Annotated in this window: 20 protein-coding genes; 9 read left to right on the forward strand and 11 right to left on the reverse strand. The window is 52.6% G+C overall.

Annotated features, from left to right (window positions below; all coding sequences use genetic code 11):
* Positions 1-25: 25 nt before the first annotated feature.
* From ACQ6WK_RS11865 to ACQ6WK_RS11890, 6 genes are all read right to left on the reverse strand, one after another.
* Positions 26-283: a hypothetical protein gene (locus tag ACQ6WK_RS11865; protein ID WP_432797592.1), complete on the reverse strand. Its 258-nt coding sequence runs from the start codon at positions 281-283 to the stop codon at positions 26-28.
* Between the two features lie 175 nt (positions 284-458).
* Entirely contained in the window at positions 459-3,047 is a 2,589-nt protein-coding gene (locus tag ACQ6WK_RS11870) for a ComEC/Rec2 family competence protein (protein WP_432797593.1), read from the reverse strand.
* A 166-nt stretch (positions 3,048-3,213) separates the two neighbouring features.
* Positions 3,214-5,463: a DUF4159 domain-containing protein gene (locus ACQ6WK_RS11875; RefSeq protein ID WP_432797594.1), complete on the reverse strand. Its 2,250-nt coding sequence runs from the start codon at positions 5,461-5,463 to the stop codon at positions 3,214-3,216.
* 300 nt (positions 5,464-5,763) lie between these two features.
* Positions 5,764-6,720 (reverse strand): serine/threonine protein kinase, encoded by a 957-nt coding sequence (locus ACQ6WK_RS11880; protein WP_432797595.1) that lies wholly within the window; start codon positions 6,718-6,720, stop codon positions 5,764-5,766.
* 477 nt (positions 6,721-7,197) lie between these two features.
* Positions 7,198-7,845, reverse strand: coding sequence for a peptidoglycan recognition protein family protein (locus ACQ6WK_RS11885; RefSeq protein WP_432797596.1), 648 nt, complete (start codon positions 7,843-7,845; stop codon positions 7,198-7,200).
* A gap of 273 nt (positions 7,846-8,118) precedes the next feature.
* Positions 8,119-8,343, reverse strand: a complete 225-nt coding sequence (locus ACQ6WK_RS11890) for a hypothetical protein (RefSeq protein ID WP_432797597.1) — start codon at positions 8,341-8,343, stop codon at positions 8,119-8,121.
* A gap of 242 nt (positions 8,344-8,585) precedes the next feature.
* On the opposite strand from ACQ6WK_RS11890, the gene ACQ6WK_RS11895 reads away from it, so the two are divergent.
* The gene (locus tag ACQ6WK_RS11895) at positions 8,586-10,463 is read left to right on the forward strand and encodes a proline--tRNA ligase (RefSeq protein WP_432797598.1); all 1,878 of its coding nucleotides are present in this window, start codon (positions 8,586-8,588) and stop codon (positions 10,461-10,463) included.
* Positions 10,464-10,581: 118 nt separating this feature from the next.
* On the opposite strand, the gene ACQ6WK_RS11900 is transcribed toward ACQ6WK_RS11895, so the two are convergent.
* Positions 10,582-11,472 carry a hypothetical protein gene (locus ACQ6WK_RS11900; RefSeq protein ID WP_432797599.1) on the reverse strand — a complete coding sequence of 297 codons (891 nt, stop codon included), beginning with the start codon at positions 11,470-11,472 and terminating at the stop codon, positions 10,582-10,584.
* Between the two features lie 20 nt (positions 11,473-11,492).
* Entirely contained in the window at positions 11,493-12,332 is an 840-nt protein-coding gene (locus ACQ6WK_RS11905; protein WP_432797600.1) for a hypothetical protein, read from the reverse strand.
* Between the two features lie 89 nt (positions 12,333-12,421).
* Here ACQ6WK_RS11905 and ACQ6WK_RS11910 point away from each other — a divergent pair, with 89 nt between their 5' ends.
* The 4 genes from ACQ6WK_RS11910 to ACQ6WK_RS11925 all read left to right on the forward strand — a co-directional run bounded on the left by ACQ6WK_RS11910 (position 12,422) and on the right by ACQ6WK_RS11925 (position 17,308).
* On the forward strand, positions 12,422-13,789 hold the full coding sequence (locus ACQ6WK_RS11910) for a CCA tRNA nucleotidyltransferase (protein WP_432797601.1): 1,368 nt from the start codon (positions 12,422-12,424) through the stop codon (positions 13,787-13,789).
* 78 nt (positions 13,790-13,867) lie between these two features.
* On the forward strand, positions 13,868-14,614 hold the full coding sequence (locus tag ACQ6WK_RS11915) for a DedA family protein (protein WP_432797602.1): 747 nt from the start codon (positions 13,868-13,870) through the stop codon (positions 14,612-14,614).
* Positions 14,615-14,743: 129 nt separating this feature from the next.
* Positions 14,744-15,532, forward strand: a complete 789-nt coding sequence (locus tag ACQ6WK_RS11920; RefSeq protein WP_432797603.1) for a YggS family pyridoxal phosphate-dependent enzyme — start codon at positions 14,744-14,746, stop codon at positions 15,530-15,532.
* A 261-nt stretch (positions 15,533-15,793) separates the two neighbouring features.
* On the forward strand, positions 15,794-17,308 hold the full coding sequence (locus ACQ6WK_RS11925; RefSeq protein ID WP_432797604.1) for a glycoside hydrolase family 130 protein: 1,515 nt from the start codon (positions 15,794-15,796) through the stop codon (positions 17,306-17,308).
* A 63-nt stretch (positions 17,309-17,371) separates the two neighbouring features.
* Here the strand turns inward: ACQ6WK_RS11925 and priA are convergent, their stop codons facing one another.
* The gene (gene priA, locus ACQ6WK_RS11930) at positions 17,372-19,825 is read right to left on the reverse strand and encodes a replication restart helicase PriA (RefSeq protein WP_432797605.1); all 2,454 of its coding nucleotides are present in this window, start codon (positions 19,823-19,825) and stop codon (positions 17,372-17,374) included.
* Positions 19,826-19,918: 93 nt separating this feature from the next.
* Between priA and mutS the strand changes: the two genes are divergently transcribed.
* The 4 genes from mutS to nth all read left to right on the forward strand — a co-directional run bounded on the left by mutS (position 19,919) and on the right by nth (position 24,920).
* On the forward strand, positions 19,919-22,654 hold the full coding sequence (mutS, locus tag ACQ6WK_RS11935) for a DNA mismatch repair protein MutS (protein WP_432797606.1): 2,736 nt from the start codon (positions 19,919-19,921) through the stop codon (positions 22,652-22,654).
* Between the two features lie 340 nt (positions 22,655-22,994).
* Entirely contained in the window at positions 22,995-23,468 is a 474-nt protein-coding gene (locus ACQ6WK_RS11940; protein ID WP_432797607.1) for a molybdenum cofactor biosynthesis protein MoaE, read from the forward strand.
* 63 nt (positions 23,469-23,531) lie between these two features.
* The gene (locus ACQ6WK_RS11945) at positions 23,532-24,149 is read left to right on the forward strand and encodes a hypothetical protein (RefSeq protein WP_432797608.1); all 618 of its coding nucleotides are present in this window, start codon (positions 23,532-23,534) and stop codon (positions 24,147-24,149) included.
* A gap of 3 nt (positions 24,150-24,152) precedes the next feature.
* Positions 24,153-24,920 carry an endonuclease III gene (nth, locus tag ACQ6WK_RS11950; protein WP_432797609.1) on the forward strand — a complete coding sequence of 256 codons (768 nt, stop codon included), beginning with the start codon at positions 24,153-24,155 and terminating at the stop codon, positions 24,918-24,920.
* Here nth and ACQ6WK_RS11955 read toward each other — a convergent pair.
* Together ACQ6WK_RS11955 and ACQ6WK_RS11960 are read right to left on the reverse strand one after the other, a co-directional pair.
* Entirely contained in the window at positions 24,917-25,534 is a 618-nt protein-coding gene (locus ACQ6WK_RS11955) for a hypothetical protein (protein ID WP_432797610.1), read from the reverse strand. The two genes, nth and ACQ6WK_RS11955, sit on opposite strands and share 4 nt — an antisense overlap.
* A gap of 42 nt (positions 25,535-25,576) precedes the next feature.
* Positions 25,577-26,200: a hypothetical protein gene (locus ACQ6WK_RS11960; RefSeq protein WP_432797611.1), complete on the reverse strand. Its 624-nt coding sequence runs from the start codon at positions 26,198-26,200 to the stop codon at positions 25,577-25,579.
* Positions 26,201-26,304 lie beyond the last annotated feature (104 nt).

Below are 26,304 nucleotides of genomic sequence, written 5' to 3' on the forward strand. Positions count from 1 at the left end.
TTCTTCCAAGCGAATCAATCAAGCCTTAGCTCTCAACAGGCAAACACCGACCACGGTATTGCCGCTGTATAAGCGCCGCCAAGATCGCGCTCATTGGTAAAGCAGCCATCACGCAGACGCCCAACACCAACATCCCCATCGGCTCATCTCCGCCACGCAACCCCGCCCAAACTTCAGCCCGCGTAAGCAACATCATGAGCAATACGAGCGCCGTAGAACCTACCGCAGCAGCCATCGCCGTCACCCAACAGGCCATTCGGCACATCTTCAATATTCTTGGCATGGACCGCCCCTGTCTTAAAACATCACCAACATAAACATGGCCATCGCATAGACTGATCTTGCCTCAGCGATTACCAACCGGGAAACCGTGACCCGGCCAAACCGTTTTCACATCGCATCCCCGACCCCTCGCAACAACATGCGAAATCGTGGTGAGATGTTCCACACATTATCGGCTACTCCATCACACGCCCCCCAACAAAACATCTACTGGTTATCCCACCGTTCGCATCAATTTCAACCGAACTCATCCCATCCACCGCGCTCACATATCTAACAACACCACCACCACGTTGTATTGCATCCATCTCATGAATCACTTCTGCCCAACGATCATGCCTTAACCGCGTTTCACTGCATGACTGCAGCACAATCCTCGGCTGCGACATCCGCACGAACCGCTCAACAACCTCGCCATACCCGCCATGGTGCGGCAACTCCATTACATCCACCGTGCCAATCTCTTCTTCCGCCAACATTGCCTCAGCTCCATCCTCCTGCAAATCCCCCGTCAGCAAAACCGTCCGCCTCGCATACCGTACCCGAAGCACCATCGACCCATTATTCCGCGCTTTCCGCTCTACGATCCGCTCCCCAGGCCAAAGCACTTCAATCCTCCCTCCCTCACCAAACAATATCTCATCGCCACGCCGAATCACTTCCACCACAACATCACGCCGATTCAATTCATCCATTAAAAATCGTACCGCTTGATTACGACCTTCCCTTCGCTGAACCTCTGCCTCCTCCAACATCGTTTCCGTCACATAAACGGTACCCACCGCTATGCCATCCATAACATCAAGCACCCCCGAAAAATGATCCAGGTCCGCATGCGACAAAAATAAACGGTCAACCCTCGTCACACCCAATGATTGAATTGCAGGAAGAATACTCTTCTCACCTACGTCCAAATAGCCCTGCGACCCACAATCAAACATCATGGTTTCCGCTCCATGTTGCAGCACATAACACGAACCCTCACCTACCGAGATCATGTGCACCGATAGCCCTCCAGTGTTTGATTTACTGTGCAAACTTGGCACTCCCCCCTGCTCAATCCAAAGCCATCCCCCGAGAAGAATCATCATCACTGCAAGCTGCCACAACCGTATCCGTCTCACATATTCCAACATCATCACTGTACAGATGAGTGCCGTAACCACCCAACCCATACTTGGTTTCTGCAATAATTCCACACTCCCACCCCAAACCATATCCCCCGCAGCCGCCACCCACAGCATCAAGTCCGCCGATAAAGCCAAACCCCATGCCATCCAACTCCCTGCCCAAACCCATACCATCCCCACCGCCACCTTCACAAACCCCAATACCAGCATCATGGCGAGTACAGGAATCGCCATCACCGACATCAATATCGCCACTGGGCTCACCACTTCAAAATGCCACGCAACAATCGGCCATGCGACCGCAAACGACACCACACTCACCGCAACATATTCCACAACCCTCCGCCACATCATCCAACCCATCCCTCGACGAAACCGCCATACATCCAGCCCATCCTCTCGCATACCTAACAATCGCTTGGAAACACCCCCTGTATACAAAAGCAAGGCGGCCACAATCCCAAACGACAACTGGAACCCCGGCTCAAACAATTCCATCGGCCGTCCCACCAGTACCAACACTGCCGCAAAACTCAAGACCGCAATCCCTCGCACATGCCAACCACAAAAACCTGCCACACAAAAACACAATGTCATCACCCCCGCGCGAACAATCGGCACGCGCATCGGCAACACCAACAAATACATCCCAAGCACAATCACCACCAACATGATGATCCACCGCGGCCGCGTTAAAAACAATCGCCCTACTAACCACACCACGCCCAGCAAGATCCCCAGATGCGCCCCACTGATCGAAAGAACATGCGACATCCCCACCCGCCGAAATCGATCAGACATTAATTCATCTGTATCACCCCAAACCCCTAATATTATAGGCTGGATCAAGCCTATCTCTTTCGCCCACCCTTGATCAAAGCCCGCAAGCAAGGCGGCCTGCGCCCTTGCCATCGCGCCACGCCGCATCTGCATCAATCTCTCCCACAAACCGCCGCCCTGCCCAGCCACCTCGACATGCAGTATCGACTTCACCACCAACTGTCCCCGGACTTCCTTACGTGTCATGTACTTGGCATAATCAAACTCACCTGGATTCCGTGCACCGTGAAACGCGCGAAGCCAACCCAATACCTCTACGGTATCACCATCTGCCAAACCTTCCATCACACCACCCACACGACAATGTAGCCGCCCACGCGTCGTTATAAAACGATCCCCACGCTTTAACTCTCTAACTGAAAGATAGAACACACTACCCGGGCGCCGATACGTAAACTTCCCAAATGCGCCACGTGCTGGATTTGTTTCTCGCACACCTCCCACCACTTTGCCGCGCACTTTAACCAGCCACCCCCCATCATCCGCTCCGCCTACATATATGCCAACGTCATCACTTGGCATTTGGACATGCCGCACCACATACCACCCACCGCCCAACATCACCATCATCAAAACAAGCATCACCCCCGTCATGCGTTCCTGCCAGTTACCACACAACCGCCAGCTTCCCCACCATCCAACCGCGCACACCGCACAACCTGCGACAAAAAACGTAAATGCCCAACCCGTCCACGCACCGACCCATCGCCCAATCACAATCCCCACCATAAACCCCACTGCCAACCGAAACATCCATCCCCACCCCTCGGAAGTAAAGTCATTCGCTCTGCGCATACCATCACAATCCCCATGCAATAACATCGGCGACTGTGTTTGGCCTTTCTCCACATGCTTATCTTACTGCGATTTCTTAAGCCACCAAGTATTTTTTGCGATCCGGTGCATCACAGCACCACCTCGGAGTAACAATGCACACCGTTTGGGACACAAGCTTCTAAAATTATGGATGAATCAAAACTTCCGCGATCCCCGCAGGAATCATCGGCGACACCCGCTTCTCACCCGCCAAGCGTGGCTCGCCCTCACGCTTCATCTGATGCACATACATGATGATGTTATACAAAAGCTCTCGCGACGTCTGTACGTCGTACCCGCTGATCCCCCAGTGCAGCACGCCCATCTCCGCCAGTGTTAAATCTTCATGCGAGAAAATAATTGCTGGCCGATTCCCCAAGTAGATCGCTGACAACCGCGCCGACTGCTGCGGACCAACCTGCAAAATCGTAAACTGACGATACCCACACTTTCGACGATCAAACCCACCTACCAAACCTGCGCCATTCACCAATGGGCTATCATCATCTACCGGCCGAACCTCTCTGCCCAAATACAAACTCAGTTGTTTCATCAATTCGATCGAGAACCGGCCGCGCCCACCGATCGTCTCCACCAAAACCGTCCCACCCGACAACACATAATCTTCAATCGCACCTAACTCGTCATCTTTCAGCGTTGCTGCATCCTTACCAGTCAACCGCACCATCGGTTCACGCTTCACGTCTATCTCACGAATAGACAAATTCGCGCCGAGCAGTTCCACCTCCGCACGGTTAAACACCATATTGGCCACCGCATGAAAACTGTTCGGCTCGTGCCACCACTGCCCGTCATACCTCGCCCGGACAATCAACATCTCATCACGTGCCACGCCCGCCTTTTTGCCCTCCAAAAGCGTCGCCATTCGATTCATCTGACGTCCATGATCTGTCACGCTTGCATACAAATTCAGCATCGCATCGCGCGCGTCATACTTCTTCGTCGCCTGCTTGTCACGCTGCATCACCATCCCCCAATCGTCCGGCAACACAATCGCCAAATCCCGCACACCATTGCTCAGCACTTTACCCTTACGAGATTCCGGCAAATCAATTTCATACAACAACGTGAGTGCAGGATGATCATCACTCATTTCCTGCCACTTGGCCCGCGGAAACATTTCACTAAGCATCGCGGTGATACTCACTTCAAACCGCTTAGATCGCTTCTCAGGACACACCACTAGTAACCCGCCCAAACTGATATATCGCTTTAAGTTTTTCTTCTCTCGTGGTGTCATCTCTATCTCACGATTAGAGGACAGCCACGCAGCCGGCGCATTGAGCCATTCATGAGCTGGTGAATCTGCATTCACCACCTGCCAGTTCTGTTCCTTCTCACGCACCTTGCTGATATGCCGAGTCAGCATATGTAAATCGTTCGGACGGTTATTCCATTCCCGCCCCGACAGTCGCAGTTTGTTCATCCATACCGCCACCCGACCACGCGCTAAAAACAAAAGCGCGAACGCCGTGTCCACACGGTTTTGCCCCAGACTCCCCGTGCCATTTTCACGCTTTAAAATATGATCCGCACCCGCATCAAACCAATCTCGCCGACCAAAAGTTTTCAATCCACTTGCCATCCCAACGCGCTCGATACTATAAAGATCATACATCGCGCCGCCGCCAACTAACCCCTTTTTGCTATGCGCCCGCAAATCCAACCAAACCAAGCCACGCTCGATCGCTTCCTGCAACTGCTTCGATGGCTCCGAACGATTGCGATGGATCTGTTCCTGCGCCACAAGCAAAGCTGTCACACCCGCCGCTGTCATCGCATCGGTTGATTTTTGCCCCGGCGTATAGCCCCAACCCCCATCTTCATTTTGGCAACTAATGAAATGATCTTGTGTTGACTTCCAAAACAGTGGTGCCGCACCGCCGCCTCGCTTTGCATATTCCCACAACCCCAACACGCCATACTGCGTCACCGAATGATCAAATCGGCTAACAAACTTGGCACCATAATCAAACCGCCCCTTGCTCTGCGCCCCCTTTAACCAACGAGCATCACTAAGCAATCTTGAGGCATATGAACTCGGCATTGCTGCAAAACAATGTGCACGAAGCGACCGCGCATATGTGCCGTTCATTTCTTTACGCATCAGATATTGAATCGCTGGTGACAACCGCGCATCCTGCGGACTGATCCCGCTGGACAAAAGCGCATACGTCACCAACGCAGTCTCGCCCCCGCCATGAATCTTGTTGCCTTTGTACTGATTTTCCCACTGATCCACCCCGTCATGAATGCTGAAGAAATAATCCTGCATCCGCGTGATTGCTTGTTGTATCTGCTCATCGGTTGCACCCTGGGCTGAACCAGCCCAAGCTAATACGCAAACCCATAAACAAATAGATATTCGTCGCAAGAATCATTCCTCCACGTTCACATGCCATTCATCGGCTTAAATCAGGCGGCTTATCAGCCACCAAGCTGCCTGTGAACTGCATTTCTGTGAAGCCTAACACTCACAATCAGCAGAAAATATCATCACGGAAATTGCCAATCCGTATTCCTGCCAAACCCCTATTGCTTCTACATGTATGACGTTGCCGCAAGTCAAGGATTGCACGCAACACATTAATTCTCGCATATGTGCATCCAAAAATCATTAAAAAACCCTCAGCATCCGCCAAGGGTTGTCTTCATCTTGATTAATCCGTCAGATCTAGCTTGCATCACGCTGCGATTTCTTTCGTTCCGGTTTCTTTTCTTCCAGCATCTCATCCGGAAACTCTGCAAACATCTCCGCGGTATCGTCCAGTAGCGATTCGCTATTACTGTGACCATTCACACCAGATTCACGACGGATCACTTGCGCTGCCGCGATCTCCAAACGATCCACCAATTGCTGCATCGTAGCAGGACGATTTAGCGGGCTACGCTCTACGCAATCCATCACCAGACTCGACAATGCAGGCGGTACATTGCCATTCACTTCCATCGGCGGCACACATGCGTCATCCGTCTTCAGATCCACGCCGGCTTTCCCCTTCGGGATCATCGTCGGCACGTGCTTCTTCGTCAGAAGCCAATACATCGTTGCCCCCAGATTAAACACATCTGTCTGCGGCGTGATATTTCGTCGCATCACCTGCTCTGGCGCGATGTAATCCGGCGTGCCTTGGATACGCTCCTTCACCGCGCCGTTCTCACAGCTCTGCCCAAAGTCAATCACCTTCACCGAACCATCCGTGGTCACCATCACATTATTCGGCTTCATATCCGCATGAATAATATTCTGTTGATGCATCACCCCAAGCCCCGTCGCCACGTGCTTGCAAATGTTCACAAGCTCAATCAAACCCTTGGGCTCATATTGCTCAAGCGTCTGGCCATCCACCATTTCCATCAGGACATAGACCTCACTCGTCCGCAGAAAATTCCGCTGACGGTAGACCTTAATGCTTCGGCGTAGGATCGGATGATTAAACCGCGTGGCCACTTCATGCTCCGATACCGCCTGATCAATGTACCTTTGATCAGCAGTGCCGTTGCGTACCACACGCTTCAATGCAAATAGCTCACGACTTTTCTTGTCACGCACCGCGTAGATTGTGCTGCGCGCACCGTGTCCAAGTGTTGCTACCACTTCGAAGCCGAGAATTTCATGAAACTCAGCCATAATCAAGTTTTCGCTGCTCAAACCACACGTTACGCAGTCCAGCAGCCCTCTTCCCCTAACAAAATATTAAAATACGAAATAATGGTATAACGTATGCCACAACTCTAGCGTTCTTAAGTCACCCACACAACAGAGACAATGGATCAATCGTCCCGAATCGTGGATAACTTTATCCTATTCCATCATTTACACAGTGTTTTCACACAAGCGATGCTCCAGCGGCATTGCAGGAAAACGACTTTTCTGCCTGCCCACCCGGACTATTCTACGCCCTGTACCAAATATGCAACAGGCCGATAAATTGTCCACGAAACGTCATCGCCATTGTAATTGAATTCACTCATGCGCACATAACCAAATCCTCCGGTTTAGCCAATTTTTTGAAGCCCATTCATCGGTAATTAAAAAAACCGACCCATATAAGAAAGAGTCGGCCATTCAATCTTCATTCCAGCCAGAATCGAGGATAACGCGGAATCAGTCGCTTAACTGCTGTTTGAAGCTCGCATCAGCAAATAGCGGCACCACATCAGCCTCACCGCTCCCTACTTGAACAAACACCGCTTCCCGAGGCACATCAAATCGATCTTGCAACTGACGCACCAACCATACCAGTTCACGCATCTGAGCTTCGCTGAATGATTTCTCATCCGCATTGCCAACCATACAGATCCCAATCCCGTTTTCATGGAACCAGTTAATCTGATCAAGGTCTTCCTGTGACCGAGCTGCTCGACGGTCCAAATATGCACCGCCTTGCTGTTTCTGCCAACGATAACCAATCTCAATCAAACCGTCGGTCTGAATGCTGCCGTTATTAATGACAAAGTGATGAGCCAAGCCACCCTTGCCAACTGTCGCGTGCAACTGGTTCAATGATTCAGCATCACCCATCGCATCTCCACTGTCGTGGATTACGATTGACTGCCAAGGACGCTGTTTTTCCTGCGGAAAATCGAACAATCGATCCTCAGGACCTTGTGCGGCATCGGTCGACATCATTGTCACACCGGCCAATGGTGCCATCGGCCCCGGCTCCAACACAAGCAACAAACCACTGACCACCGTCATTCCGACGACCAGTGCAGCCAACACAGTTAAAGTTCTCTTATCAGGTACGACCAAACCCGAGCCCCAGCTCTGTAGTTAGGATTCCAAAATTGTTCTAACAGTTAAACCTGTTACCGACCATGATCAATTATCGGCATGCCCGCACACAAACTTTGATAAATGCACAAACAGACCCATAATAATCAAAACACCAACACTAACATGCTGCGTTTTATCCAGGCGATTTTTAAGCATAGATCGATGATTGCCCTCCCCCCCTTCGCAATGTCCTCTATCCTGCCTGCTTCGCCCCATGCTCACAAACGGCCCACTTCACCAAACCTCTTTCTAATCCAGTGGTGCAAGCCGCCGACGCAGATCGCGATTGATCTTCATCGGGTTGTTCGGATCAACCTCATACGCACCGCCACGGTCCTTGCCTCGCAACTCCGAGTACCGCTGATACGGCGAACGCTCAGCACTCTTCGGAAACAACGGATCAGTACAACCACTGATCATCAAAACAGCAGCTAAACCAATAAGCACAAGCGTATGCAAACCAATCCTGAGCATGGCCTCAATTCTATCTACTTAGCGTACGCCTCACAACAGCATTCACCCTTTACACAGCCCTCTTTCACCCCTTTTCTCTACGCCTCTTCCCCCACTCTCGACCGATGTAGAGCACATGACCGCAACCGGGTATCATGCCCCATAATGATTCGCCAAGCCGTGCGCCTCATCACCACTCACAACACAGCCACTCCACACCCAACGACATTCACCCCAAATGCAACCCGACAGGACGAAGTAACATGCCCACCAAGTGGACCAACTCGCTCATCCCCACCTCACGCCAAGACCCTTCTGACGCTGAAGTGCCCTCTCATAAACTCATGATCCGCGCAGGCCTTATCCGCAAGCTCGGCTCCGGCATCTACGATTACCTCCCACTTGGCTTGCGTTCACTCCGTAAAGCCATGGAGATCGTCCGCCGTGAGATGGACGCTATCGGCTCTGCTGAAGTCCTTCTCCCCTCACTCCAACCCATCGAACTCTGGGAGAAAACACAACGCCGTGACGCTTACGGCCAAAACCTCTTCGTCGTCAAAGACCGCCACGGCCGCGAACAAGCCCTCGGCCCCACGCACGAAGAAGTCATTACCGAACTCGCAGCCGCGTACTTCTCCTCATACAAAGACCTTCCAAAAACGCTCTACCAAATCCAAACCAAATTTCGTGACGAGTTCCGTCCCCGCTTCGGCGTTCTCCGCTCACGTGAATTTCAAATGAAAGATGCTTACTCCTTCCATACCAAACTTGAAGGTGAAGGTGGCCTCAACGAAGCATATGACAAGCACTACGCAGCCTACTGCAACATCTTCAAAGCATGCGGTCTGCCCTACCTTGTCGTCGAAGCTGAAGCCGGACCTATCGGCGGCAACGCATCGCACGAATTCATGGCGCCTTCACCCACCGGTGAAGACATCATCCTCCAATCATCCTCAGGCAACTATGCGGCCAACATCGAAAAAGCTGAGATCGGTCCCCGCGAATACGATCTCTCCGCCGAACCTACGGCTCCCCTCGAAAACATCCACACGCCAAACTGTCCCGGCATCACAGATGTTGTCGCCAAGCTCGGTATCACCGAACTGGACATGCTCAAGACGCTCGTCTTTGAAGCATCACTCAAAACTGACGAAGACCTTGAACAGGAACACGCATACGAAGCTCAGTACACACCCGGTGCCCGAGAGTTCGTGCCAGAACGATTCTTCATCATTGCTGTCGTGCGCGGCGACCATGAAGTCAACGAAGCGAAGCTGTTGCAAACCGTCAAAGAAAAGATTAATCCACGTATCGAAGCGGTCGCGCTAATTGAAGAACACGAAGCGGTGCGTCACGATTTTGCAATTGGCTATGTCGGTCCACAAATTGGTGCCACCGCACCTCTCACGCGCGTGATTGTTGATTTTGATGCTGCACAACCCAACACCTCGCCATCTGGCTGGGTCACCGGCGCTAACAAAAAAGATTGCCACGTTAAACACTTCAATTGGAAACGCGATCTCACGAGCAAACTTCGCTCTGATGATGCCGTGGTTGTATCTGATATCCGTAACGCCATGGCTGGCGACCCCTCGCCGCGTGAAGAAGGACACACTCTTTCTGAAACCCGCGGCATCGAACTTGGCCATATCTTCAAACTCGGTACCAAATACTCTGAAGCACTCAGCGCAACCGTTACCGATGAGAACAATAATGCTGTCCCCATGTTCATGGGTTGCTACGGCATTGGTGTAAACCGCATCCTCGCCGCTGCCATCGAATGCAATCAAGGACATGACGATAACGGTATCATTTGGCCAGCCGCCATCGCGCCGTTCCAAGTCGTCATCACACCCATCAAATATGCCGGTGAAGTCGCAGAAGCTGTGGACAAACTCGCGATCGATCTTGAAGCATCTGGACATGATGTACTGATTGATGACCGCAAAGAACGCCCCGGCGTGAAATTCAAAGATGCGGATCTTATTGGCTTCCCCATCCGTGTGGTCATCGGCGACAAAGGGCTTGCCAATGGTGAGATCGAAGTCAAAGCCCGCAACGGCTCCAACGGCGACCGCGGCGAGAACATCGCTCTCGATACCGCTGTAGCGAAAATCTCCGAGATGCTCAAATCCATCTAACCCCCCGGAAGTGCACTCCGGAAGAACTTGCTCGCACATTCAATCACAACACACCATCAGCTGCGACCTTACAGGTCGTAGTTTTATCATTTCTCATTTCTAGCTTAACCGGAGAGCATCACTCCAATTCGCAACATTTCTTCACCTGCAACACAACCCGCAACGCACGCCTAATCTGAAACAACGCATCTATCACAAAAACAAAAATCGCAAACAGTACAATGATGAAAATCCCCCCAATCAAAAACGTCACCAAGCTATCCAAATACTCTGACTGCCCTTGAAACACCCACGCAAGTATCGGCAACCACAGAATTGCCGTCCCCCAAATAATAATCACCGCCGACACAAACATCGTTCGACGACGAGAATGCCCATACATGCCAAACCGCGGATTGAGCCGCCTCACAATGACAAGCAACCCCACTGCCATGACAAGCACACATACTGGCAACAAGCTAGAACCAACCGTTAGCATCATACTTTCAGCAACACCTGTATGCATAAAATGACGATCAATAAAGCAGTATCCGGACACCAACACATATCCTGCAACGTACATCGCGCAGCATCTTAATAACCATGTCGATACAATCCAAGGCGACATCGCTTTCGCCCACTCACTATAACTACAGAAAAACCAAATCCCTACCATCATGAGACATATGGCTGGTAAAGCAAAGATCACAAACATCATCTCAACCACCATCGCAACAATTTCATATCCCCATTCTCTACGCGCAAACACATCAATCCCCAACATGCAAAGAATCGCAAGGACGGACACGATCAACCCCCACGCTATCATCCCCGCACCACGACAAATCTTTCTCCCCCATACAAGATCTCCAATTTTACGAAACAAAGAATGGCTTAACTCGTTCCCAAACCCACACTCTGGACACGTCCCCTTTTCATTTATACCGCGTAGATCATATCCACATCGAATACACCGGACACCCATAATCAGATCTGCCTCACCACCGAATGCCTCTGAGATCTGATTCATGACAACCTGATTCCTGTTCTTCACAAATCCACCTTCGCAATCACACACATCCGCTCAATCACCACCCCGCAAAACCGCACCGTTCGCCACCATAACCAAAGCAGCACCAACCCGACACAACCCACCAGCGCCGGCCCATAATATTTATTGTAATGGCCAAACCACTCATACATCACACTCCCCACATCCGCCATCGCCGCAATCAAAACAATACCTCCGATTGCGATGAACCAATCCCACCGCACCCGCTGACATCGCTTCACCAAACCCTCATCCGGCAACCGCTCCGCAAGCACCCCCACATACATCCACGCATGTATCACTCCCAAAAAATAAACCGCATGTGCAACAATCACCATCCAATCAAAATGAAGCACGTCTTCAAACATCCGCCAGCGTTTCATCACCACCATCCAAACCAATCCCATCATCACGCCGATCAATCCCATCGCTCCCGCGCCGAGCAATCCCTGCGACATCAATCTTAAATACCGATCCTTCCGCGGTTCCTGCCGCCCTGTTTCTTTTTGCAACACATGAAAGAATCCCACCGTCCCCAGCACCACACCCACATACAAAAACGGAAATGACAAGATCACCCCCGCCCGCATGATCCGCGTTCCACGATACACCGTCGACAGCCACGCCGGCGAAGCATCGCACAACCGATCATTCCGTAAGCTCACCCCCACCTTCATCCCACACTCCGGACACTGTCCCCACACGCGCATCGTTCGCAAGTTATAGCCGCACTCCAAACATTCCAAATCCGTAATCACTTCACCATCTACAACCCGCACCCCATCAGTTGCAGATTCTACCAACGACTGATCTTGTTTTTGTATCATTACACTGGCCATCGCCTTCACCTTTCAACATCCCCACTCTACAAAGTAGACGGACACAAACCCAATCCGTTTCTCGAAAAATTCGGCTACAATCTCATCTCATGGCAAACCAGCATGCACAAGTTCAGTTCCCTCCTTCGCCACAGCTCACTGCTGCATCCGCCATTTTGTGCAAACTCCAATCTATTGGCCATACCGCTTACTTCGCTGGCGGTTGCGTCCGTGATGCACTCCTGCAAATCCCACCCAAAGACTACGACATCGCCACCTCTGCCACGCCCGATATTGTCCGCAAACTCTTCCCAAAATCTCGGTACGTAGGTGAATCCTTCGGCGTTGTCCTCGTCTATCAATCACGCATCCCCATCGAAGTTGCTACTTTCCGACTCGAATGGGGCTACACTGATGGACGTCGTCCAGACAATGTGCAGTTTACAGATGCTGAACACGATGCCGCACGCCGTGACTTTACCATCAACGGCCTCTTCGCCGACATCCCTAACCATGAATTAGACGAACACCAACCCCTCACAGCAAACGTAATCGACTTCGTTCAAGGCCTCACCGATCTTCAATCCAAAACCATCCGCGCTATCGGCGACCCGCAAGAACGATTTGCCGAAGACTATCTCCGCATGCTCCGCGCAATCCGCTTTGCCGCACGCCTTGGCTTTACAATCGCTTCACCCACCGCCAATGCCATCCGAAACCATGCCAAATACCTCGGCCAAATCTCACGTGAGCGCATCGGCGGTGAACTTCAAAACATGCTTACTGGTAGCAATCCCCATGACGCTATCTTTCTTATCCATCAACTCAAGCTCGATGGCCCCATCCTCAATAACGACCATCAATCACTCCTCGAACATGATCCACTTCCGATCCTCACCCACTTGTCTAATCAACGATTAGATTCAGAGCCGAACATACCATTCGCCTATCCAACCTTCTTGGCTGGCTGGTTGCTCGATCGTTTCTTCCATAAAACTTCTCTTGTCCCCAGTCTTCCTCATATCACCACATTCCTCTGCGAGCATTTCCGAATAACCGGAATACGAAAAGCACTCAGTCTTTCTAACGAGACACAAACCATACTCGTTGGCATCCTCAACCTGCTTCCGCAACTGAACGGCTGGTCATCATTCACCATCGCTGAACAAAAACGCATACTTGCCTCACCATACTTCCCGCACACACTTCCACTCACCTACGCTATTGCACCCAACCTCGCTGCAAGCATCTCAACCGATGCCGATAACTTAGCCAACGACCCAGCCGGCATCTCACCTACACCTTTCCTCACCGGTGAAGACCTTATCACTCTCGGCCTATCCCCCTCACCGCAATTCAAAAAAATCCTCGACACCGCTTACGACCTGCAGCTTGATCTTTCCCACACCTCCCGTGATGCCGCTCTTGACTGGCTCCGCCAAAACCATACCCCACCTCCCCCCGCTTCATCAGACTAATAGCACACTTGTAAAACTAATCCCATGCAATGATGCGACTGATCATCACTCCGCAAGAGATCATGTCTGTAGCCTGCGATGTTTGCTGTCTCCGACGTCATATTACCGATGCAATCATCGCTCACGCGCTTTTCATCGCCTCACTTCCCGACCGCTGCGACACGCTCCGTCCAACTCGTTACAATCTGCCTGCACATGGAAGAATTTATCACCAATCTCGCCGCTCAGATGCCGTACATCATTATCATCGGTGTCATCCTTCTTTCAGGCTTCGGTGCGCCTATCCCCGAAGATATCCCCATCATCCTCGCCGGCTATGTCTGCGGCAAAGCCGATCCCACTGCTTCCGCTTTCATCATGCTCCCCGCACTCTTCATCGCCATCATTGGTGCTGATGGCATCGTCTTCTGGCTCGGTCGCAAATATGGGCATCATGTCCCCAAACTCCCGCTCCTCCGACGCTACCTCACCGAAGACCGCCTTCAAAAAACCGAAGCGCAACTCAACAAGCACGGCGGCAAATTCATTTTTGTCGCACGATTCCTCCCCGGCATGCGTGCCCCCGCCTTCTTCACTGCTGGCATCTTCAAACTCCCTTATTGGAAGTTTCTCTTCTTCGACGGCTCCGCAGCCCTGCTCTCCGTCCCAGCGATCTTTTTTGCAGCTTACTTCTTCGCTGACCACATCGCTCAGGTCAAAGAATGGGTCAAGCAAGGCCAAATTGGCGTGATCATCGCTCTCATCATCATCATCGCCGCGTTCATTGGCACTAAAATCTTCATCAAAAAATCTGTCGCCAAACGTACCGCCAAATCTACACCCTAATCCCTCTCGCCTATCTCAAGTCCAATACCCCAAGATGAACAACATTCATCTTATTTGTCTGAATATTCCGATAGCTCATAAGGGAACGAACCTCTTGCACACCCCGCCTTTCCAACATACGCTTCTACTATGACTACCGATAACATCATCAGTCCGACACAATTGCGTGACGCTTACGACCAGATCAACGAGCGCATCGATCAAGCTGCCCGACGCTCCGGCCGCAAAGGCAAGGATATTGTCATGGTTGCCGTCACAAAGAATGCCACTCCCGACCAGATCCGAACTCTCGTCGAGATGGGACACGCTGACCTTGGCGAAAACCGCGTCCAACAACTCACCCAACGCGCCCCGCAACTCAACGAATTCCTTGCTCGTAAAAAAACACTCTCACGTGCCGCACCGCAATCCTCACTCGGCATTCCCGATCAAGTTCGCTGGCACATGATCGGTCACCTCCAACGCAACAAAGTCAAACAAGTCGCGCCCCTTACCGCGCTCATTCACTCAGTCGACTCGCTCCGCCTTGCTGAAGAACTTCACAACTACGCAGCTCGCGCCGACAGAATCGTCGACATCCTTATCCAAGTCAACAGCTCAGGCGAAGAACAGAAATTCGGCGTTGCCGCTCCCGCTGTTCTCCACCTCGCAGAACAAATCGAAACCATGATGCACCTCCGGCTCCGTGGCATCATGACCATGGCCCCTTACTCAGACAATCCTGAAGACTCCCGTCCCGTCTTTTCTCGCACCGCCGACATCTTCGAGGACCTGCAAAAAGAAAAACTCGGCGGCGGCAATTGCAACGTCCTCTCCATGGGCATGTCTGGTGATTTTGAGGTCGCTATCGAAGAAGGCGCCAACGTCGTCCGCATCGGCCGCGCCCTCTTTGGTTCTCCGCCCCCAGAAGCCGAGTAATTTCTACCGAACATCGCAATTCAACCATACCGCCCCTGCTCAGCAGGGGTTTTTCATGCTCAGATGCCAACACCCATGAATCTCTTATGTAAGCACCTCTTCGCTTCCGTGGGGTCCCATAAAACAGATCCATATCCTGTACCACTGCCATAACCCGAACCCATCTGCCGCTTAAGCGCATCTTTCTCTCGCAGCCGATATCACTTATAGCCTTTCGCCTGCCTATCATCTGTTGACCCATCCCCGCTTAGGATCAACGACATGCTCAAACAAAGCAAGATCAAAGTCATCAGGCGCCCGGACAAATTCCACTCCGATGACGCCCGTGTCATCACTCGCTACTTCCACATCGGCGGTGAACATCGCATCCAATCCCTGCTTTCACGCATCGCCTCACTCTCCGAAGAGGACGTCAACCAACTTCTCACCGACGTTCTTGCCTCCTTCGCCTCTCGCCACAAAGACATCAAAGCCGCTTTCCGCCGCCACTTTGCCTACGTCAAATCGCACATCGAAGACCCCGATGCGCTCTCTGAAAACCGCATGCTCCTTATCGGCTCGTATTTCACCATGGAATACTCCATCGAATCTGCGGCACTCTTTAACCCCTCCATCGTCCTACACCCCGACCAGACCGGCATGGAACCCGGACAAGCACGCTTCATCATGTCTCTCCGCGCAACCGGCGAAGGACATGTTTCCTCCATCGTCTTCCGCACCGGCATCCTCCACCGCGACGGCCACGTCACCTTCGATCCCCCCGGCCGATTCACTTCCAAACTCCGCACCAACGAAGACCAAACCTACGAGAAAAAACTCTTCTTCCTCAAGCTCATCGAAATGGCAGCGTACTCCGACGCTGCTCGCATCATCCTCGATCAACTCCCCGACTTTTTCACCCTCCATCAACTTGATGCAAAGATTCACGAGCTGCAACAGTCCGGCGACTGCCCCGAGCCATTTGACGAAACCGCAGAGAACATGCTCTGGCTTGCCCGCTCCAACTACCACCTCTTTGTGCCACCCAACACTGATCCATCCGAAGTCGTCATCTTCCCCACTTCTGAAAACGAATCCCGTGGCATTGAAGACGTTCGGCTCACCTGCTTCACCGACGACGACGGTTCAGTTACCTACTACGGCACCTACACCGCCTACAACGGATACCGCATTCTCCCGCAACTCCTCGAAACCAAAGATTTCAACGATATCTCCATCCACACACTCAACGGCAAATACGTTCAGAACAAAGGCATGGCCCTCTTCCCTCGCCGCATCGACGGGTTCTATTACATGATTAGTCGTCTCGACGGCGAAAACATGTTCCTCATGAAATCTGACAATGTTCACTTCTGGAACGAAGCGATCAAACTGCAAGGCCCGCGATATCCTTGGGAATTTGTCCAAGTCGGTAACTGCGGCCCACCCATCGAAACACCCCAAGGCTGGCTACTACTCACCCACGGCGTCGGACCCATGCGACAATACTGTATTGGTGTCGCACTACTCGACCTCGAAGACCCATCCAAAGTCATCGCACACTTGCCCAACCCATTACTTGTTCCCGACGAAGCTGAACGTGATGGCTATGTCCCCAACGTCGTCTACTCCTGTGGCGCGTTGGTGCATGAAGACCATCTGATCATCCCGTACGCGATGTCCGACTCCGCCTCATCGGTCGCCACCGTCTGCTTGTCTGAATTGCTCGAAACCACTATCAAATTTTCAGATTGCTGCCCTATCCCAGAAGTCAAACAAGTCAGCCTTGAATCCTGATTGATTAGCCACAGTTAATATGTACCGGTATCTAGCAAACCAAATGCACCTACGTGCATGCTGCTACATCATCACAATCGGATCGACATCCACCGCCACTTGCCCATCGGAAATCAATTCTCGCTCGCCACGCATCGCCCCCATGAGCTTCTGCAGCATCGCCGGCCCACTTGCCATCAATTCAATCTCAAACCGGAAAAACTCCGCGATCCGATCAATCGAACACGGCACAGGCCCACGCATCATCACCCCCAAACCCATCCGATCATTCATCGCCCGCAGCTTATCTAACAGTTGATTAGACAGCCCCTCACACTTTCCACGATCACGATCACGCACAACAATCCGAACCATCCTTGTACTTGGCGGATGCCCCGCCTCCTCTCGCAACTTCAACTCGCGCTCAGCAAAACCAACATAATCATGTGCCGCTGCCAAATTGATGATCTCATCCTCAGCATTAAACGTCTGCACATACACTTCGCCCGGCTTATCACTTCTGCCCGCCCGACCAGACACCTGCGCAATCAATCCAAACGTCCGTTCACCTGCCCTAAAATCCGGCATGTTTAGCGCTGTATCCCCACTTACCACACCCACCAATCGCACATTTGGAAAATCCAACCCCTTCGCAATCATCTGTGTCCCCAGCAAAATCTCCGCCTCCCCACGTCGAAATACATCCAAAACCTCCTGATAATCCGCACCCTTTCGCATCGTGTCCGAATCCATCCGCAGCACGCGCGCCCCCGAGAACTTCCGTTCCAATTCCTCCTCCACCCGCTGCGTACCCAGCCCGAACACCGTCACCTTCTTCCTGCAATCAGGACATAGCCGCGGCAGCACCTGCTCCGCGCTGCAATGATGACAACGTACCTGCCCGCCCATCGGTAAACTCGCATCCTTGTGATACACCATCATCGCATCACAGTACCGACACTTCATCATCCAACCACAATTTTGATCCGGGCACGCAATATAATTTGCATAACCCCGCCGATTGAGAAACAGCATGGTTTGGCCGCCCCCTTGCAGCACCCGTGCCATCGCCCCTTCTAATTCCATACTTAAAAGATGCACTCCCTTGCGTTCCCGCCGCGCCTCGATCATGTCCACCACTTTCACCCGTGGCAACTTCATCCCTGGCACCCGCTGCGTAAGTTGCACCAAATCATAAACCTTCCGCCGTGTCGCATTGAAATAACTTTCCAAACTCGGCGTCGCGCTCCCCAAAACCACTCGTGCTCCACACACTTGTCCACGTTTCACAGCTACATCCCGTGCATGATACCGCGGCAACTGATCCTGCTTGTAACTCCCCTCATGCTCCTCATCGACAATGATCAACTTTAATTTTTTCACCGGCGCAAAGATAGCGCTCCGCGCACCAACCACGATGTTTGCCTCGCCATTAAAAATACGTCGCCACTGTGCATGCCGCTGTGCAGAAGTTAAACCAGAATGCAAAACCGCGACCCCCCCCTGTTGTGTATCATTGCCAGCACTTTCTGTCCCTTGGTTTGCAACACATGGTTCATCGTCACGATTAAACCTTCTTACAAACCTCCCCACCGTCTGCGGCGTTAGCGCAATCTCAGGCACCAAAACCACAATACCTGCACTCTTATCCTTCGCTAGCAAATCTTCGATCAACCGCAAGTAAACTTCCGTCTTCCCACTCCCCGTCACCCCATGCAACAAGCTCACACCAAAACCATCATCCCCGCTTTGTATCTTCTCAACCGCTACCTTCTGCTCCGCGCTGAGCTCAAACCGAACATCAACTTCATCCCCCTCCTTAACCGTCTTCTCAAAATCCATCACACCTCGGCCGCGCACCTGCGCTTGTGACCGCGTCTCTAATAATCCCATCGCCACCAGCTTCTTCACTGGTCCCTTCGTCTTCGCGCCTGCCAAATCAGCAAGCTCTCTTAATTCCGTCCAATCCCGACCAGCCGCCGCTTCCATGATCGCCTTCTGCAGCTTCGTGATTTTTGGTTCTTCTACAGGCTCACCATTTTCGCTTTTGGGCAACCTGACCATCATCACCTGCTTGGTCCCGGTGCGCTGCTTGACTGCCGCCGGCAACATCCCCGCCAACGCCATCCCAACCGGCGAGCAATAATAATGACCAATCCATTTCCCAAGCTCGATCAGATCACCCGTCAGCCGAATCCGCCCCTCATCCCGCGCGATCACATTCTTGCACCGAACCACCTTCCCCTTCGCATTCACCGGCACCTCATCCGTCAAACCCGTCACATAACCCCAAACCTTCTGATTCCCCCTCCCCAACGGCACCTCCACGCGCTCCCCCACCGCCAAATCCGCTAAGTCCTTTCCGATCGCATACGTCAATCCTTCGCCCAAACTTCCCGAGGCATACCCACCCCGTTCCAGCGCCACCACTGCATATCCCCCGCTGACGTCAACGGTTGTATCAATCGCATCTTTCACCAACCCTTCATCTTTTCCAAACAGCGTCTCGCTCATCCCACAAGTATACAATCGCGTCACTGCCTCACACCGCTTTCTACACAATCACAAACAACTTGTGGAATGCACTCACCGCTCCACATCCGTCAGCTTTTCCAGTAAATTAGCTCATCTATGACCACCGCGAGCACCAAAGACAAACCCAAAAAACTCACCCCGGCGATGCAGCAGTTCCACCGCTTCAAAGAGAAGTACCCGGGAACCGTGCTCTTCTTCCGCATGGGCGATTTTTACGAGATGTTCTACGACGACGCCAAGCTCGCACACCGGGTGCTGGGCGTCACGCTCACCGAACGATCCAAAGGCCAACCCATGGCCGGCGTCCCCTATCACGCCGTCGAAGCCTACATCGCCCGCATGGTCAAGGCCGGCCACCGCGTCGCCATCTGCGATCAAATGGAAGACGCATCACAAGCCAAAGGCGTCGTTCGCCGCGATGTCACCCGCGTCATTACCCCCGGCACCCTCACCGACGAAGCCCACCTCGAATCCGATCAGGTCAACACACTTGCCGCCATCGTCTATCACACGGATAGACAAGTCTCACTCGCATGGGCCGAGCTTTCCACCGGCTCGTTCAACATTGCCACACTCCCCGCCGAGACAGCCGCCGACGAACTTGCCCGCATCGCACCATCAGAGCTGCTCTTCTGCGAAGCCGCCGACAATCAAACACCAAAGCACATCCAAACCCTCATCGACACCATCGGCTGCACGCCCGCACCGCGCCCCGGTTGGCAATTCCGTCACGGCGAAGCCATCGAAATCCTGAAGCGTCAATACCAAGTTAAAACCCTGCAAGGGTTTGGCCTCTCCGACGACGACCCCACCCTCGCACCCGCCTCCGCCGTTGTGCATTATCTCCTCGAAACACAATGCTCATCCGATACCGGCCGCCTTGCCCACCTCTACCCACCCCGCCGCTTTGAGCAACAAAACCATCTCATCATCGATCAAACCTCCCTCCGCTCACTCGAAGTCTCACAAACACTCCGCAGCGCGCAAACTGAACACTCCCTCCTAAGCACACTGCAAAACTGCGTCACCGCTATGGGCAAACGCACCCTGCGCCATTGGCTGTGCTATCCGCTTTGTGATCGCGAACCCATCGAACAACGGCAGCGCGTCGTCGAAGCGCTCACGCTTGATTCACGTTTTCTTGAAGACCTGCGTGAAGTTTTGGACACGATCCATGACGTGCCGCGCATTATTGCGAGACTTGCCGTCGGGCGCGCCACACCACGCGACCTCGTCGGCCTCGGGAAATCCGCATCGTCTATCCACAAGATAGAACACCTGCTCGACGAACGCCCCACCGTTGCATCCTATCACGAACGTATCAAAACCCTTCAGCCCATCCTCCAATCACTCGCAGACCAGATCACCACTGCTTGCATCGACACGCCCCCCGCTCATCTCCGTGAAGGCGGACTCATCCGCGACGACTTCGACACAGAGCTCGACGAATACCGCAGCCTCCAACGCGATTCCCACACCTGGCTCGCACAATACCAAGCCGACCTTCTTGAACAACACGACATCCCGCACCTCAAAGTTGGCTACAACAAAGTCTTCGGCTACTACATCGAACTCTCAGCCGTCAACCGCGACAAAGCCCCCGACGCTTGGACCCGCAAGCAAACCCTCAAAAACGCAGAACGATTCATCACCCCCGAACTCAAAGAATTTGAAGGCAAAGCACTCTCCGCCGAATCCCACGCCATCTCCCGCGAACAAGACCTCTTCGCCGCACTCACCGCCGAAGCCGCCAAGCACATCACCGACCTCCAAGCCTTCGCCGACCTCATTGCCGAACTCGATTGCCTCGGCTGCTTCGCGCTCACCGCCGTCAAAAATCGCTACGTCAAACCCACCATCACCGACGACCCCGTCCTCATCATCGAAGCCGGCCGCCACCCCGTCCTCGATCAACTCCTCGGCGATCAGTTCGTCCCCAACGACACACACCTCGGACCGCAATCATCCAGCCCGTCTAACCACAAGATAGACAGCGACCAACCCCTCGCCACGCTCGGCCTCATCACCGGCCCCAACATGGCAGGTAAATCAACCTACATCCGGCAAACCGCCCTCATCACACTCCTCGCACACACCGGATCCTTCGTCCCCGCAGACCGCGCCATCGTCGGACTCACCGACCGCATCTTCACACGCATCGGCGCTTCCGATGAACTGCACACCGGCCAGTCCACCTTCATGGTCGAAATGACCGAAACCGCAAACATCTGCCACCACGCCACCGAAAAATCACTCGTCATCCTCGACGAGATCGGCCGCGGCACCTCCACCCTCGATGGTCTCTCCCTCGCATGGGCCATCGCCGAGTTCATCGCACAATCAAAACCGCGCACCCTCTTCGCCACACACTACCACGAACTCACCACACTTGCCGAGCAATACGACAACGTCACCAACCTCAACGTCACGGTCCGCGAATGGCAAGATCAAATCGTCTTCCTCCACCGTATAGCCCCCGGCTCCACCAACCGTTCTTACGGCATTCACGTTGCCAAAATCGCCGGTCTGCCCGACCCCATCCTCAAGCGCGCTAGCACCCTGCTCTCACAACTCGCCGTCTCACATGAAGGCGCTCCCCCCACACCCTCAACACCCGAACTCCAAAACACTCCCACACCCATCACCCCGCAAGAGCAACCAGCCACCGATGCTTCCGACGCGCAAATGTCCCTGTTCTCCGAAACAATCTTCCGTGACCATCCTGCCATCGAGCAACTCAAAGAACTTGACATGCTCAACCTCACCCCACTTGCCGCCTTCGACCTGCTCCGCAAACTTCACGAGCAATCCCTCATCGATCCCAACTCATAATATCCTGATCTGTCACACTCAAGCCCACGGGTTCCACCCGTTGGGTCATCATACGCAAACCAAAACGACTTGCACACAAGCACACTTTGTCATGCGCGTCACGTCCATATCATCGCACCATCATCGGTTTTACCCTATGAATCCTGCAAAAGTTAACCCCTCAACTGGAAACGCGCGCCCACCCCGACAATGATTCAGTGTTGTTCATCCGACCCCCTCCCTCGAGGTCCGTTGGCAAAACCCCACTGTCAACGGACCCATTTTTTTATCTTCATTTCTCCTTGCCAAGCAAACCCCTTTTTTCCAAAACGCTTTCCACAATCTCGATACAATGTGACTCATGCAGTCGCAACCGTCACAATCACAAACAGCATCGCCCTTCATCGACGTCGGCCTCCACGTCGGCCCGGTCGCCTATCAATCGTTCGACCCCTTTCCTACCTCCTGTGGCGCCGAATGCACCTTCCTCGGCAAGTCCCGCGACGAAATTCACCCCGCATATGGTAAGCTCCTGCACATCGACTACCACGTCTACCAAGCCATGGCCAAACCCGTCTTAACCGAACTCGCACAAGCCGCCATCGACCAATTTCAATGCGCCGCTGTCCGCATCATCCATGCCACCGGCCCGGTCCCCCTCGGACAAGCTTCCATCCTCATCCAAACCGCCACCCCGCACCGCCCCGAATCATTCACCGCCACACGCTACCTCATCGATCAACTCAAACTCACGCTCCCCATCTGGAAAGAGATCGTTTACGAAAACGGCTCCGCCTTCCCCGACGGTGAATCACCCTCGCCAACTCAAACATAAAACTCCAGTAGCTTATCGTCCTATCCACTCCCGCAAATCCTTCTTTCCAATCACAAGATAGACATGAAAAAACTCTTTTACACCCGCCTCACCTTCGGTTTCTACTACCTCTTCCTCGGCACATGGATCGGCTCCATCATTGCGATCGCTGTTGCCGCGCCCGCCACATTTCAAACCATCCGCAGCTACCAGGCCGCCCCCGGAATCGCACCCTTCAACGCGTCGCTCTTCCAAGACCAATGGTCCGACATCGTCGCCGGTGCCGCCGTCGGCGAAACCATCGACCGCCTCATCAACGTCCATCTCATCTGCGCCATGGGCCTCGTCGTCACCATCGTCATCCTCCGCGCCTTAACCGCCGGCCACATCCGCCGCCTTCTCTCTTTCCTCCGCATCTCTCTGCTCATGTGCGTCGTCGCACTGCTCGCTGTCCACATCTATCTGACCCAACCTGCCATGCACACGCTCCGCGATACCATGTACAACCCCAAGATAGAACAAGTCGAACGCGACACCGCCCGTACCGAATTTCAATCCATTCACAAACTCTCCGAGCAACTCACCGGCCTCTCCGCGCTCCTGCTCACCGGCATGCTTGTTATCTCACCATTCATCTACAAAACCGAACAACTCGCCCTCCTCACACTCACACAATCACATAATCAAAATCAAGAAACCTAAGCCATGCCCAAAAAGAAATCAACAAAAAAGAAAAGCACCACCGTATCCGCCTCCGCGTCAGAAAAAAGAAAAGCCAAAACGATTTTCAAAGCACTCCATGAACGCTACCCCGATGCAACATGCGCGCTGATTCACAAAAACCCATACGAACTGCTTGTCGCTACGATCCTCTCAGCTCAGTGCACCGACGTCTTGGTAAACAAGGTCACTCCTGCCCTTTTCAAGAAATTCCCAACCCCTCAAGCCGCAGCCAAAGCGGACCTCGAAGATATCCGTCAACTCGTTAACAAGGTCAACTTCTGGCAAAACAAAGCCAAGGCAATTCATAGCGCTTCCAAGATGCTTGTCGAACATTTCGATGGCAAAGTTCCGCAAAACATGCCTGACCTCATCAAGCTACCCGGTGTCGCGCGCAAAACCGCCAACGTCGTCCTCGGCAATGCTTTCAATATCAATCACGGCGTCGTCGTCGACACGCACGTTGGCCGCCTTGCCAATCGCTTTGGCCTCACCACCCACAAAGACCCCAAGAAAATCGAACAAGACCTCATGGCCCGCTTTCCCCAAGAAGATTGGACCCTCCTCTCACACCTGCTCATCCTACACGGCCGCGCTGTCTGCAAAGCTCGCCACTCCCTGTGCGATCAAGATGCAATCTGCCAGAAGTATTGCTCTGAATCAAAAATCCGCGCCACGGAACGATCAAAAAAAGCAACAAAGAAAAAGACTAGCCGTAAAAAGGTGGCTAAGAAAAAAACTGCAACATGCTAATTTCTACCCACTTTCTCCATCGCCATACTCTGCCCTCTGACTAATTCCTCAAGCGTCGGTGTTGCCCCACACTCCGGACAAGTTGTATCTTTTCTTCCTCGCAAGTTGTAACCACATTCAGGACAACTAACATCTTTACCAACAATCGGCTGATTCACCATTCGCTTGCGTGTTGCCCACCACAACACACACGTCCATGAACCAAGAATCAATGTGAAAGGAAAGGCGATACGAGCAAAGCCATACGTATCCTCGTAGATCCCCTTCACATCAAACATCGTATGGTGCTCTATATACTCCTTAAAGCACCATTGGAAAGCAAGAACGCCGATTGTCGTCATCACACCGCAACCAACATAGAAATACCGCTTATTTAGAATCCAGAGCACAAGGCACGGCACAAACCAAACACATATTGCACCCAATATCCACTCATGTAAACATAAGTCATACCATGCAACCGGATCGCGCAGCATAAATCGTAATATGAGTCCCGACATGACAACTAGCGACCAGCTTAATGTCAGCATCAACAACATCCAAACATTGAGCTTGCCGCAAACGAGTCCCCGCCAAAACGATTCGTGATGACAGTGATTTTCATGAAACCCCATGATTTAACTCTTTGCATAAAGCATGATCTGTTTCATATTTCATCATGACCCCTTCCCCGCTTTCTCCATCGCCATCCCCTGCCCTCTGACTAATTCCTCAAGCGTCGGTGTTGCCCCACACTCCGGACATGTTGTATCCCGCCGACCGTGCAGGTTGTAACCGCAATCAACACAATAAACTTCACGATCCTCACCCATATCCCAAACCAATCGTCGCTTGTAGCCCCACCATAAAACCCATGTCCACAAAAGGCCGACAAGAAAAATCGTTGCAAAAACAAGCGTAAAAATCCATATCTCAGAATACTGCCAACGTACCATCGAATCGATAACGATTCCAATACCAATCGAATGCCCAATGAGCCCCACACTCCCCAGCACACCAAACAGGATTGGCTTATGCCCAATACCACGTGTCCATAGCACATAAACTAAAGGAATCCAAACAATCGTCGCAGGGATGAACGACACGCCCATCACCATTTCATCCCAGTTACTTCTTTTTGAAAACGCGGGGCTACACACCGCGGTTATCAATCCAACCATCGCAACCAGCCCCGCAGCCAAAGCAACGGTTAACAGCATCCGCATCCCCGTATCCAGTGATCCATCCCACACCGCAATCAGCAGTGATTTTGATTTCTTCCGAGACTCCATCACATTCATACTCACTTTCCTTTCGCGCTTATCCCTAAGACGATCTCACTCTGACCTCATTTCACCTCAACCACAAAAAAACTGATCGGCTTTTACCGATCAGTCCCATTCGT

This window comes from Poriferisphaera sp. WC338, from assembly GCF_050931845.1.
Lineage (GTDB): Bacteria > Planctomycetota > Phycisphaerae > Phycisphaerales > Phycisphaeraceae > Poriferisphaera.

Excerpts from the sequence above, each read along its gene's own strand:
- ACQ6WK_RS11865 (WP_432797592.1), bottom strand. The coding sequence starts at position 283 with ATGCCAAGAATATTGAAGATGTGCCGAATGGCCTGTTGGGTGACGGCG.
- ACQ6WK_RS11870 (WP_432797593.1), bottom strand. The coding sequence starts at position 3,047 with ATGCGCAGAGCGAATGACTTTACTTCCGAGGGGTGGGGATGGATGTTT.
- ACQ6WK_RS11880 (WP_432797595.1), bottom strand. The coding sequence starts at position 6,720 with ATGGCTGAGTTTCATGAAATTCTCGGCTTCGAAGTGGTAGCAACACTT.
- ACQ6WK_RS11890 (WP_432797597.1), bottom strand. The coding sequence starts at position 8,343 with ATGCTCAGGATTGGTTTGCATACGCTTGTGCTTATTGGTTTAGCTGCT.
- ACQ6WK_RS11895 (WP_432797598.1), top strand. The coding sequence starts at position 8,586 with ATGCCCACCAAGTGGACCAACTCGCTCATCCCCACCTCACGCCAAGAC.
- ACQ6WK_RS11900 (WP_432797599.1), bottom strand. The coding sequence starts at position 11,472 with ATGAATCAGATCTCAGAGGCATTCGGTGGTGAGGCAGATCTGATTATG.
- ACQ6WK_RS11905 (WP_432797600.1), bottom strand. The coding sequence starts at position 12,332 with ATGGCCAGTGTAATGATACAAAAACAAGATCAGTCGTTGGTAGAATCT.
- ACQ6WK_RS11910 (WP_432797601.1), top strand. The coding sequence starts at position 12,422 with ATGGCAAACCAGCATGCACAAGTTCAGTTCCCTCCTTCGCCACAGCTC.
- ACQ6WK_RS11915 (WP_432797602.1), top strand. The coding sequence starts at position 13,868 with ATGTTTGCTGTCTCCGACGTCATATTACCGATGCAATCATCGCTCACG.
- ACQ6WK_RS11920 (WP_432797603.1), top strand. The coding sequence starts at position 14,744 with ATGACTACCGATAACATCATCAGTCCGACACAATTGCGTGACGCTTAC.
- ACQ6WK_RS11925 (WP_432797604.1), top strand. The coding sequence starts at position 15,794 with ATGCTCAAACAAAGCAAGATCAAAGTCATCAGGCGCCCGGACAAATTC.
- mutS (WP_432797606.1), top strand. The coding sequence starts at position 19,919 with ATGACCACCGCGAGCACCAAAGACAAACCCAAAAAACTCACCCCGGCG.
- ACQ6WK_RS11940 (WP_432797607.1), top strand. The coding sequence starts at position 22,995 with ATGCAGTCGCAACCGTCACAATCACAAACAGCATCGCCCTTCATCGAC.
- ACQ6WK_RS11945 (WP_432797608.1), top strand. The coding sequence starts at position 23,532 with ATGAAAAAACTCTTTTACACCCGCCTCACCTTCGGTTTCTACTACCTC.
- nth (WP_432797609.1), top strand. The coding sequence starts at position 24,153 with ATGCCCAAAAAGAAATCAACAAAAAAGAAAAGCACCACCGTATCCGCC.
- ACQ6WK_RS11955 (WP_432797610.1), bottom strand. The coding sequence starts at position 25,534 with ATGGGGTTTCATGAAAATCACTGTCATCACGAATCGTTTTGGCGGGGA.
- ACQ6WK_RS11960 (WP_432797611.1), bottom strand. The coding sequence starts at position 26,200 with ATGAATGTGATGGAGTCTCGGAAGAAATCAAAATCACTGCTGATTGCG.